Source organism: Vallitalea longa, from assembly GCF_027923465.1.
In the GTDB taxonomy this organism is placed as follows: domain Bacteria; phylum Bacillota; class Clostridia; order Lachnospirales; family Vallitaleaceae; genus Vallitalea; species Vallitalea longa.
The window spans coordinates 152,599-164,883 of record NZ_BRLB01000001.1; the positions used below are offsets into that span (position 1 = coordinate 152,599).

At 33.0% G+C, this 12,285-nt stretch carries 14 protein-coding genes; 3 read left to right on the forward strand and 11 right to left on the reverse strand.

The genetic code is table 11. The features are described from left to right. The first annotated feature begins 93 nt into the window (after nt 1-93). Together QMG30_RS00640 and QMG30_RS00645 are read left to right on the forward strand one after the other, a co-directional pair. Entirely contained in the window at nt 94-1,377 is a 1,284-nt protein-coding gene (locus QMG30_RS00640; RefSeq protein ID WP_281811145.1) for a benzoate/H(+) symporter BenE family transporter, read from the forward strand. A gap of 13 nt (nt 1,378-1,390) precedes the next feature. Further along, nucleotides 1,391-2,749 (forward strand): FAD-dependent oxidoreductase, encoded by a 1,359-nt coding sequence (locus QMG30_RS00645; RefSeq protein ID WP_281811147.1) that lies wholly within the window; start codon nt 1,391-1,393, stop codon nt 2,747-2,749. Between the two features lie 182 nt (nt 2,750-2,931). Here QMG30_RS00645 and uxaC read toward each other — a convergent pair whose 3' ends face one another. The 9 genes from uxaC to QMG30_RS00690 form a co-directional block, all read right to left on the reverse strand. Further along, entirely contained in the window at nt 2,932-4,317 is a 1,386-nt protein-coding gene (uxaC, locus tag QMG30_RS00650; protein WP_281811149.1) for a glucuronate isomerase, read from the reverse strand. Between the two features lie 228 nt (nt 4,318-4,545). Beyond that, nucleotides 4,546-5,340: a hypothetical protein gene (locus QMG30_RS00655; RefSeq protein WP_281811151.1), complete on the reverse strand. Its 795-nt coding sequence runs from the start codon at nt 5,338-5,340 to the stop codon at nt 4,546-4,548. Between the two features lie 27 nt (nt 5,341-5,367). Then, nucleotides 5,368-6,132 (reverse strand): ABC transporter permease, encoded by a 765-nt coding sequence (locus tag QMG30_RS00660; protein ID WP_281811153.1) that lies wholly within the window; start codon nt 6,130-6,132, stop codon nt 5,368-5,370. After that, entirely contained in the window at nt 6,129-7,049 is a 921-nt protein-coding gene (locus QMG30_RS00665) for an ABC transporter ATP-binding protein (RefSeq protein ID WP_281811155.1), read from the reverse strand. The genes QMG30_RS00660 and QMG30_RS00665 overlap by 4 nt, the downstream gene beginning before the upstream one ends. After that, on the reverse strand, nt 7,049-7,249 hold the full coding sequence (locus tag QMG30_RS00670; RefSeq protein ID WP_281811157.1) for a PLDc N-terminal domain-containing protein: 201 nt from the start codon (nt 7,247-7,249) through the stop codon (nt 7,049-7,051). The genes QMG30_RS00665 and QMG30_RS00670 overlap by 1 nt, the downstream gene beginning before the upstream one ends. A gap of 14 nt (nt 7,250-7,263) precedes the next feature. Further along, nucleotides 7,264-7,530, reverse strand: coding sequence for an SdpI family protein (locus QMG30_RS00675; protein ID WP_281811159.1), 267 nt, complete (start codon nt 7,528-7,530; stop codon nt 7,264-7,266). A 59-nt stretch (nt 7,531-7,589) separates the two neighbouring features. Further along, on the reverse strand, nt 7,590-7,916 hold the full coding sequence (locus tag QMG30_RS00680; protein ID WP_281811161.1) for a DUF1648 domain-containing protein: 327 nt from the start codon (nt 7,914-7,916) through the stop codon (nt 7,590-7,592). Next, a complete protein-coding gene (locus QMG30_RS00685; RefSeq protein ID WP_281811163.1) occupies nt 7,903-8,181 on the reverse strand; it encodes an autorepressor SdpR family transcription factor in 279 nt (92 codons plus the stop codon). The genes QMG30_RS00680 and QMG30_RS00685 overlap by 14 nt, the downstream gene beginning before the upstream one ends. 219 nt (nt 8,182-8,400) lie before the next feature. After that, nucleotides 8,401-9,006, reverse strand: coding sequence for a hypothetical protein (locus QMG30_RS00690; RefSeq protein WP_281811165.1), 606 nt, complete (start codon nt 9,004-9,006; stop codon nt 8,401-8,403). A gap of 214 nt (nt 9,007-9,220) precedes the next feature. Between QMG30_RS00690 and QMG30_RS00695 the strand changes: the two genes are divergently transcribed. After that, the gene (locus QMG30_RS00695; RefSeq protein ID WP_281811167.1) at nt 9,221-9,469 is read left to right on the forward strand and encodes a hypothetical protein; all 249 of its coding nucleotides are present in this window, start codon (nt 9,221-9,223) and stop codon (nt 9,467-9,469) included. 90 nt (nt 9,470-9,559) lie between these two features. On the opposite strand, the gene QMG30_RS00700 is transcribed toward QMG30_RS00695, so the two are convergent. Next, the gene (locus QMG30_RS00700) at nt 9,560-10,783 is read right to left on the reverse strand and encodes an ABC transporter substrate-binding protein (protein WP_281811169.1); all 1,224 of its coding nucleotides are present in this window, start codon (nt 10,781-10,783) and stop codon (nt 9,560-9,562) included. After that, on the reverse strand, nt 10,780-12,279 hold the full coding sequence (locus QMG30_RS00705) for a response regulator transcription factor (protein WP_281811171.1): 1,500 nt from the start codon (nt 12,277-12,279) through the stop codon (nt 10,780-10,782). The genes QMG30_RS00700 and QMG30_RS00705 overlap by 4 nt, the downstream gene beginning before the upstream one ends. Nucleotides 12,280-12,285: the final 6 nt, after the last annotated feature.

Sequence of the window (12,285 nt, forward strand, 5' to 3'; positions counted from 1 at the left end):
ATATTGAAAATACATTTTATGAGCAAAATCGACAATCCAAATGTATTACATATAGAGTTGTTAAGCCCTATCATAATTTTAAGGAGGATTTTTATGAATAATAACAGCATTATTCAAGGTATCAAAGATCTACCAAAACATTTAAATTCCAAAACAATAAGTTCAGGTGTCATTGCAGGTATTTTCGGATGGTGTACAGCACTCATTTTATTCGCTAATGGTAACGCTTGTGGATGGAGTATGCAAGAAACATCTTCTTGGATTTTTGCATGTTGGGTATTCGGACCTATTTTAGGAATCATTCTATCTCTAAAATATAAAGAGCCTATCCCAGGTGCTTGGTCAATATCAGGGGCAGCAATTGTGGTTTCAGGTGCTGGTGCAGGTTACTCGTTGCAGCAATTATGTACAGGATTTTTATTAGCTGGTATTTTGGTATTCATATTAGGTATAACAGGATTAATCAGTAAGGTAATGAAATTCTTGCCTATGCCTATCGTAATGGGAATGACTGCCGGTTGTTTGTTTAAATTCGTAACGAACATGGTAAATTATATCTTCAATTGGTCAAGCAACATGAGCGAACCTAATTATAGCAAATATCTATTGATTGCCTTCATTGCAATTGCAGCATGGTTGATATTTACTAAGCTTAGACCAGTGATTAAGGTTATACCTCCAATCTTAGCAGCTTTTGCAGTAGTAATAATATGTGTATTCGCTTTTGGATTATATGATGCTTCAGCTCTAGAGGGCATTAAATTCTATGGTCCAAAATTTATAGGATATTCTTTTGAAAACGTTGGTGGTGTATTCGTATCAGTTTCTCTTCCTCTAGCACTTCTTGTAATCGGTGCAGAAAATGCACAAGCCATAGGTGTATTAAAGAGCCAAGATTACGAACCACCAATTAAAAGTATGACTATATGGTCAGGTATCGGTGGTATTGTCACTTCTCTATTCGGCGGACACAATGCTAATATCGCAGGTCCTATGACTGCAATAGTTGCATCCGAAGAGTCAGGAGATAATAAAGATGACCGTTACGCTGCTTCTGTCGTATGTGGTATATGGTGTTCTATCATTGGTATCTTCGCTAGTTTATTAGTACCTTTCTTAAGTACTATGCCTCTTAATTTAATCTATTTGGTAGCAGGTCTAGCAATGGTGGGAGTTATACTATCTTCACTACAATCAGCATTCAAAGCTAATAAATTCCAAGTTTCAGCTTTCTTCTCATTCTTTATAGCATTATCACAGAAATCATTCTTAGGAATCGGTTCAGCTTTTTGGGCATTGCTGGTTGGAATTATCATAGCAGCAGTATTAGAAACTAAAGATTTGAAAGCAATTATCAACAGCAAAAACAGAAAATGATGAGGAATAGATTATGAAAAAATATAAAAGTCTAATTGTATATGATTCAAATTGTGATTTACCAATATATGATGAAGTAGATGTCTTAGTTGCCGGTGGTGGACCAGCTGGTATAGCTGCCGCAGAAACAGCAGCCAGACATGGTAACAAAACATTGCTTGTGGAAAGGCTTGGTTTCCTTGGTGGAGCATCTGTAGCAGGTTACTCAGGTACATTCTGCGGAATGTTCTATGGATGTGACAATCCATTGGAAGAAGAACCAAAACAAGCGGTTTTCGGCTGGACCAACAAGTTCTATGAGGCATTAAAAGAAAGAAATGGTGTTACAAAGCCTCAACCATACGGTAAAACATTCTTGGTTCCACACGACCCACAAATATTCAAAGAAACTGCTGAAGATATGATCTTACATGCAGGAGGGAAAATATTATATCATTCCACAATAGTCGGTGTCATCAAAGATGATGATGAGTTCAAAGGTGTTGTCATCGATACCAAAAGTGGTTTTGCCCAGATAAAAGCAAAAGCAATTGTTGATGCTACAGGTGATGCTGATATCATCTATCGTGCCGGTTATGAATACACAATGGGAGATAATGGTGTTATCCAGAATCCCACTATGATATTCCGTCTTGCAGGTGTTGATGTGAAAAAGTTCTTCGATTACTGGGGTGAAGACAGAATCTCACCTGACAAAGTAACTGAAGCCATGAAAGACGCTATTGGAAAAGGAGCACATCTTCCTAGACTAAAAGTATGGGTATATCATACAACAAGACCTAATGAATTATTCATGAATGTAACATTGATTACTGGTAGAGATGGGCGACTTCTCAATGTTCTTGATCCAGATGACCATACGGAAGCAGAACAAGTTGCACGTAAACAAGTCAATGAATATGCTAAGTTTTTCAAAGAGTACATTCCAGGTTGTGAAAACTCCTTTATCAATGATTTATCTTGTGAAGTGGGCGTGAGACAAACAAGAAGTATAGTAGGACTTGAAAGACTACGTAATGATGATGTGGCAGAAGCCAGAAAAAGAAGTGACGGAATAGTTGCTTGTCCATGGCCAATTGAATTACATAATGGGGAAACCCCTTACCTATTCTGGTTGATCAATAACTATTATGAAGTTCCTTATGGTGCATTAGTACCGGCTGTTGGTGAAAATCTGATTGTTGCTGGCAGGAACTTAAGTGCCGAACATCAGGCATTGGCAAGTTGTCGTGTAATAGCTCAATGTTTTGGTTACGGACACGCAGCTGGATTGGCGGCAGATAAATCAGTTAAAGAAAATATCAAGTTCAGAGATATAAAAGGTGAAGAAATAAGAAGATTATTAAACCTTGAAGATGCACGTTTAGGATAAAAAAGTATAAAATAGTATATATATATTTCTCTTTATTTACTTAATATAGCCAAGCAGATTTATTGCTTGGCTAATTTTATGTTGAATACATTTTTCAATTAATATAACTCTATATCAAACATGACATAGTGCAATTGTCTTATCCAGTAATAATATACTGATTATTACACTAAAATACAATACTACAATTCTAATCCAAAAAATTTAACTGCATTGTTAAAGCAGATATCCTTAACCATCTCTCCTAGTACTTGGTAATCTTCTGGATACTCTCCATTATCAACTAATTCTCCTAATCGGTTACAGAGAATCCTTCTGAAATACTCGTGGCGACCATAACTAGTGAAACTGCGTGAATCAGTTAACATACCGATGAATTTACTAATCAATCCAGCTTCAAACTGTTCGTCAAGCTGATTGGAAATACCTCTTACATGATCTTGGAACCACCATGCTGCACCAAACTGTATGTATGGTGAAAAATTCCCAGCCATTGATGATAGAACAGTATTATCATTAGGATTAAGACTATAGAGTACAGTTTTCGGTAAGATATCATTAGCTGATAGATAGTTGAAAAATCCACCAAGCTGATTAGCATCTACACAGTTTCCAACACTATCACAACCGACATTAGCTCCTTTTTCTCGGAATAATTCTGCATTGACATTCCTAAGTGCATTCATATGCAATTGCATAGCCATGTTGTTTTTCTTGAACTGCTCCGCCAAGAATCTTAACATCTCACCTGTAAAACATGTTATTTCATTATCTGTCAAAGGTTCATATTTCATAGCCTTAGCAAAAATATCAGAAGCTCCTTGTTCATTAGAGTATCGAAATTGAACAAATCCTATATCAGCAAGAATGCATCCAACATCTTTGAATCTCCCTATTGACATTTTCAATGAGTCTTTTAGATCTTCCAGACTGTTTATCTCCATGTTATTGCTCTTAGCTAATTTTTTAACTGAATCAACAAAGATATCAGTATCCACATGAACAACCGCATCAGGTCTAAATGTTGGCAATACTTTAAAAGGTATAGCTTCATCTTCACTTATCTTACTATGGTATTCCAGTGAATCAAAAGGCTCATCTGTAGTACAGAGTGCCTTGACTCCCATTTTGTTAAGCAATCCTACAGCATCAAATCCAGGTTGTTTCAGAATTTCCTCACATTCATCATATATTTCTTTACATGTTGATGGATTAAGAGGTTTTGTAATTCCAAAATACCTTTGTAATTCTAGATGAGTCCAATGATAAAGTGGACTTCCAGGTATTCTTGCTACTGTATATGCCCATTTTTCAAATTTCTCATAATCTGGTGCATCTCCAGTGATATACTTCTCATCAATACCTAAGTTTCTCATTGCTCTCCACTTATAGTGATCAGCATATAACCATACCTGAGTTAGATTATCATAACTCTTTCTTTCATAAATCTCTTGGGGTGGCAGATGATTATGATAGTCAAAGATAGGCATGTCTTTTGCGTAATCTTGGAAAAGTTTTTTTGCAGGTTCATTGTCAAGCAGGAAATCTTCTTTTATAAATGATTTCATATGTACCCTCCTCGCACTTGCATATTTCTATTAATTATATTATAAACCAATTTATATCAATATGGTTTAATTTCATATACTAATATATTAACATACTAGTAATCGCTTTGCAATTATAATATATTTTCCTATCTAATTTAAATAAAAAGCATCCTCAATAGATGCTTCCTCAATAATGAATTTTAATTCTCACCATAATATACTTCTATTATATATGTAAAGATAATTTCAGTAACCGTATTTCTCTATAATATGAAGTGTGAAATCACTAAGTCTTTTTCTGAAATCCCCTTTTACCAAGTTGGAATCAGTGTTATCTATATAAAATCCTTTGAAATCATTAATAATATCCAGCTCTTCTTTTTCTTTAAAAAGTATTGAAGCAAATTCGTATACATCTTTTTTGCTTATAGACTCCAATCCGTTTGCGATACATATACACCTGATGGCTTCCCAAGCATTTTTTATCTGAGTTATTCCTCCATTTTCAATTTCATAAGCTGATACACTATCACCTAGATTACTTACTGAATTAGCTATACGTTCTATACGAATAGGAACAAAATGTTTTGATGGAATTCTAGTATATTTATCTGTGATATCTTGTCCATATATCACTTTGTGATGCTTGATGGAATCAAAAGCATATAACCATAATTTTGGATAACCCTTAGGTATATTCATTGAATTCCAATCATTTATTTTCCTTTTACCTGTTTTCTCAACTAAGTCTATCTCTTGCCATTGGATATCATATATTAATGGCTTTCTTGGATATTGTCTTAAAGGTAAATCCTTCTGTACATCTCTTATTATTTCTTCTACCTTATTCTTTACACTAGTAATATTATCTGATGTGGTGATGGTAATATCAATATCACTTGACCCATCACAGAAATCTCCTCTTATTATGCTACCATCAATTATTATGCTTTTTATTTCGTCTTTTAGGATAGAATCTAATTCCATAAGCTTATGCTGTAATAATTCAATGTTTTCTTGAACTTTATTATTTATATCCATTAATGTTAATCTCCTTTATCTAGTATCTTATATTTGTTTTTTATTAAACACTATAACACTTATCATCAAAAACATTATCATCAAAAATACTGAACTCCCAACTGAATAATATAACTCAGAAACATCAATCTCTTTTGTAAGCAATGACATGTTTACTGTGACAAGCTGTAGAGGATTGAATTTAGCTATAGGCTCCATAATATTTAATATGAACATGATAGCGACTATGATTACTGTGAATAGTAATCCTCCATAATTATTTCTAAATATGACACCACCCAGTATCAAGAAAACAATCAGAAGCAAACCGAATATCCACGCACAAGTAACAGAGAAAAATAAATTAGCAACCTGTGTCTCTTCCCAAAACAATTTGCTATACAATGAAGTGACAACAAAAGATGTATAATAACATATTGTCCACACAATAACGGAAGCAGTAAATTTGGATAGAATTACAGTCTTTCTCTTCAATCCTTTTGTCAGCATATTAATCAAAGTACCTTTAATCAACTCATTTGCCATGATTCCACTAAACATTATGACTACTAAGATTATTCCCATCTGAGTAACGTTCTTAAAAAATTGTGTCCAACAATCAAAAACTGTAGGTTCCGGTAAAGAAATCATTATACCTTCTGGCATAAAAGCTTTCAACATTTCTGGTGTTAATTTTGCTATTATAGGATTAAGAAATCCAAAGAAAAGAAATACCATCAACAGTATCATCAATTTATATGTTCTAGTATAATCCATTATCTCTTTACGAGTAAATGCCATAAAACCTTTCATTCAACCACCTCCAAAAACAAACTTTCTAAAGTTGGCTCCAACAATTCATAAGAAACAGGTAAAATCTTAGTTTCATATAATACCCTAATAATTGATGATTGGGTTTCTTCTATATGGGATGAATGTATCAATAATGTATTATTCTCTACTTTTTCTACTGTAACAGTATCATTAGTCATAAAATATTTCTGGAAATTTATCTGATCCATCATATCTTGGAAAATGATTCTTAGACTATCTACAGCATGTTTGCTTTTTATATCTGCTAATGTTCCAGTAAGAGCTATTTTTCCATTTTTCAAAATAGCGATATCATCACATATCCTCTCCACATCAGAGAGAATATGTGTTGAAAAGACAATAGTTGTTTTGTCTTTTACTGATTTCATTATATCCAATATTTCTTTTCTACCAACAGGATCTAGAGCAGATGTAGGTTCATCACAAATCAGTAATCTTGGTTCATTCAAAAGGGCTTGTGCTATTCCTAATCTTTGCTTCATCCCTCTTGAAAATCCACCTATTTTCTTTTTCTTGGCATCTTCAAGTCCAACTAATTGAATCAATTCCTTACTTCTTGCTACAATGGATTTTTTGTTCATACCAGTTATTTCACCACATAATTTCAGATACTCCAGTGAGTTCATAAAATTATAGAATTCAGGAACATCGGGTAGATAACCGATAAAACGGTTAGTGTTCGTTTGACCGTAAGCGACTTGTTCTCCAGCAACTGTTATATTACCTTTATCTGCCTTCAATAATCCTAATATCATTTTCATAGTTGTGGTTTTTCCTGCTCCATTCTTCCCGATGAAACCAAAAACCGTATTGCTTGGAACCGATAAACTCAGATCCCTAATGACTTCATTCGACCCGAATTTCTTGTAAAGGTGTTTTATTTCTAGTATATTCATTATTCATCACCTTTTCCTATAGCAAAATATAGAATGGGACCTATGAATCCAATGAATATCACAACTAAAACCCATACCACTCTATTCCCGTATTTATATTCATTGTGTCTCAATACGTGTATCAATGCAGTCAATGCCAGAGCCGCCTGTAAAATGATTAATGGCAATAAATAAACCAGATTATCCCTAAGAACATCCATAATCTCTCCTCCTTTTACACAACTTTTTCCTTTTTATTGGAATTTGATAATATCATAAAAATAACAGTCTCAATAATAACTACAGTAATGGTTAATACAACTGCATAGATTGAATAGTTTACGGGTAATACTATTGAAACCATAGTTAATATTCCTAGTATAACGAATGTAAAACCCATTGTTCTATTAGCCTTTCTCCATAATCTTTTATTGTTGACTAGAGATTTTGGCCTGATACCATGAGTGTAATTATTGTTGGTTTTTGGAATATAATTACCCACTAGCAGAAAAATGATTCCTAAGAAAAAGCAGATTATTTTTCTAAAATCAAGTTCTGCTCCTAAAGAGTCGCAAGAGTGATACTATAAACAAAAATACTTATAACTGGCAAGATGGACTTATATATGTACTCCACTTTTGGTTTATACTCTTTTTTCTTTTTGTTGATATCATTCACTATACAACATATAGCTTGAACTAATCCCAATACAACAGGAAAAACAAATAGTACAATATTCTTATCCATCCAGCTGTTAGGATTGTTGTAAGCATCAAAGTGTATCGCTACCTGTTCAGGTACTGCCTGATAATAAACAACTCCCAGTAAAATGGGCAACATACATATAATACTGGTTATCAACAATGCTTTCCAATCAATTCTTTTCATTTTCTTTTCCTCCTAACTGATGTATCCATACCAAGATATCTTCAAAAACTGATAAATTTAGCTCGTAGAAAATAAAATTTTTCTCTTTACTCACACTAATCAACCCTGCTTTCTTCAACTGTGATAAATGGTATGAAACAGTTGCATTCGTTAAGTCAAATTTTTTGGCAATATCTCCTGCACACATTTTATCGTCTTTCAAAAGTTCTAAAATGTCACGTCGTATTGGATCAGATATTGCTTTTAAAATTTCTGTAATAGCCATTTAATGAATCACCTTTCTATTTAGAAATTTATCTAAATAGATTATAATACTAAATAATAAGATTTGCAATACCTATTTAGAAATTTTTCTAAATAGAATTTTATCATTAGCTTATCTTTGGTTATAGATTCAGTAATATCAATATATCTCTATGCTACAACGAAAAAGATAACCTACTGATTTCAAGTAGATTGAATTAATGATTTTCACCTAGTTATTCTAGTAACTCTTTACACCTACCTCACAAGGAATAGTGATATACCCGTGACCGAATCCTTTTTCTTCGTAAATCAGCCTTAGGGTAGGACACATCCTTGATATGGAACATTTCTTGGAAGCATATGTTATCAGATGGGAGTCTTTTTTCCCTAGTAGTATCAACCCTCTATTCTCTATTTCTTCGTTTATCCAATCCTTAACTATATCAGTGATATCAATCTCCGTAAAACATGAATGAATTATATCTCTAAACTCTTTTTTTCTATCAAAATAAGGATCGGGAATGGAGAAATCACTACTATAAGCGCTGAAATAATCTTCTAACGGACATACTATATATTGGTCTTTATACTTTTTATATTGCTCATTTTTGTTGTATCTTCTATATCTTCTACGTTCATCATGGTCTTCTGGCATTTTATATAGAATAAGTGAGGCTTTTTTCAGCTTCTGTAGAAACGAATACCGGGGAAGAGCAAAATATAGACAGATCAAATAATTACAACGATAGTAACTGCCCAAATACAAACTATCTCCATCTATATCTTTATTACAGCGTTTTGAATAACTAATTGAATCTTTACAAGTCAAATCCATTATACTCATTTACATTTCCCTCCATAATTCATTATATGCAACATCATGGTAGAAAGTAAACGTTATCAATCACTCTTTTACAACATGTCCAATATAATAATATTGAAAGGAATTATTTTGAACTTTCAACTAATAAAATTATAGAAAGGAGATGAAATATATGGCTATCGAAGTAACCGTAGCAAATGCCGAAACCTTAGATGCTTCGACGCAGGGTGCTTTCTTGGATATTACTTTCACCAACACTAATGCATTTGACTATGCTGCTAACTCTAACGTCTACTACTATGCACTTTTGACTGATTCAACAGCTGGTACTCCATTGACACGTGAAGTTACTTTTATCATCAACCAAGTAGCTCAAGGTACAGTTGCCGCTGATACAGAAGAAATTTTTACTTTTGAGAACACTACAGATTTAGTTGAACCTATCACAGGAAGTGATGGAAGAATATGTTATGTGCCTCAATAATCAATAATCTGTCATGAACATAAGAAAACAAGAAGGCAACTAATAACAGAAACAGCTAGTTGCCTTAAACTTATACACATCATTATATACTTAATCATTGATTATATCCAGTCTAACGCTATTCTGTAACTCGTTCAGATTACTCTCAACATTGTTATCTTTATCTATAATCAATTGATACATACTCTCCCCTATATGATTGCTTATTTCAAACCAATTGTTGAATCTTTCAATAACCATTCTATTGTCTGTCAAACTTATATCTATGTCATATTCATTGACATAAGGTGTATCCACACGGGTCCCTATAGTATTTGTCATACTTGCCAAATCAGCTATGCCTTCCCTGCTTATCAGATACTCTAAGATTTCTAATGCTCTACTGTTATTACAATCAGCACTTAACCCAATGTTATATCCTTTAACCAGCCATACTTGTTTTTTATCGTAAGGCACCGAAGTTATATTGGCATCTATATGTTCACTTGACTTGTCAATGATTATTGAACTACTCAAACTACCTACGAACATAGTGAATTCATTATTGAGAAATCCTCTTACCATATCATTTTCATTCCAATATATACTTTCTGGGCTTATCAAATTATTTGCGACCATATCTCTCAGAAGGTCAAATACTTTCTTCCCTCCATCACTTTTAAGAGTTCTGATGGAATCTCCTGTAGAATAAAAGAATTGTAGAAAGAAATTGGTTACCAATTGATTACTAGCCAGTGAAATCCCAATACCGTCTGTGGGAAACTGATTGGTATTCATGGCAACATCCAACAAGCTCTCAAAATCTTCTGGTACATGTTGATTGAATTGCTTCAATCTGTCATCATTAGAATATAATACATAAGGATCAATTATCAATGGGACTCCATAGGACTTTCCATCTTTTCTGCAACTGTCAAGTGCAAAACTGCTGAATACTCTCTCATAATCATCTTGCATATAGATTTTCGTATCAGAAAATATGCCTATCTTAATTAATGAAGGCATATATGTGTTGTTGCATATGATTATATCAGGCAACTCATCATTTTCTTGTGCTGTCAATAGATATTTTTTGAAGTTATCTATATGCACTTTTATAATATCTATTTCTATATTGTTTTCTGTTTCATATTTTTCGCATATCTTTTCAAAGGATTCAACTATAATAGAATTGTCACATGGAATCAAGATACTGACGTTTTCCTTCTCAATAATTTCTTCTACTGTTTCACTATCATCATGATTGATGGATACCAAAAAGACAACTATGATGAATATTGCAATTCCTCCATAGATATATACATTCTTTTTCATAATACATTTTCTCTTCTATAGTTTGATGGTGACATTTTCACTGAACGTTTAAAAACTTTGTTGAAGTATTTGGCATCAGAAAAACCACATTCTCTAGAGATATCCGTAATTTTCAGTTCTGTTCTTTTCAATATCCTCTTGGCTACACTTATCCTATAATCTTGTAGGAAATTAACGAAATTGACCCCTATTTCTTTTTTGAATAATCCGCTTAGATATTCAGGTGTGATATTCACTAATTCTGCACAATCAGAGAGTTTTATGTCTTTTTTATAATTGACTCTTATGTAAGCTATGACTTTAAGGATTATATCATTGTTGATATCCATGGATTCATTTTCCATAGCATGGCTCAATACATCTTCCAGCACATCATCCAATTCTTCTCTATATAATGAATCCCAGATCTTCTGCAGTTGTATTTCAATAGGCAGGTCCCTAACACCATAATACTCATTAAGACACCTGTACAGATACAAAAGGAATTTAATAGTATTTTCTTTTATCTGGTTGGGTTCATGAGTCCCATAAATGACTTTTACCTTGAATTTCTTTACAATCCCTACAGCCTTCTCTATTTCTTTATTCTTGAGAACTTCTTTGAGTTGTTCATGCAGATAGTCCGGATATTCTATATTTTCTAATTTCATTTTATTGATTGTCCTAAGTTTGATTATCTGTCTATTACCCAATAGAAATTGATATTGCCTAATATCCAACAGTTCTTTAACTTTATTGGATATATGATTGAGTCCCTGATTACACGCGTACACAACACATATACTTATTTCTTGAAGCAAATGTTTCAGAATGGTATTTTCCACTAGTTGGTATACCTTTTCATTATTACCCCCTACACTCTTCAATAATAGTATCCCTTCGTTTCTTGGTATGTTGAATAAATGGTAATTCTCTATTTGGTGTATTGAAAATACTTTGTTTACTTCATCAACAATGTTATTACCCACTGATTCTGTATAAAATTCAGGTGAGAAAATGTATATTTCCGTAAAGGTGTTTCTATCGATCTTCAATCTTTCTGTCAATTCCAATATCAAGTCTTCATCATTTTCTTTAGTTACCAAGATACTCCATAATAATTGTTCGTCACTGACTCTAGTTATGGTTCTTTTATTCAATTTGTTTTCGATATCCTCAAGGGTTTGCAGAAAATTTCCCATGTCTACAGGTTTTAATATATATTCTTCTACGTCTAATGAAATGGCTTTTTGGGCGTATTGAAAATCAGAGTATCCAGACAAAATTACTGCATTAACAGGTTTAATCTCTCTTAATTGCTCAAGCATCTCAATACCCGATAGTTCTGGCATCTTAATATCCGTAATAACAAGATCACATTCTGATTCTTTAATACAGTTGTATCCTTCTAGACCATTGTTAGCAATCCCTATTATCTGATGGTCAGTATATTTTTCAATTATGTTCTTGATGCCTTGTCTTATTTTAGGTTCATCTTCAACTATAATTATGTTCATCATTAA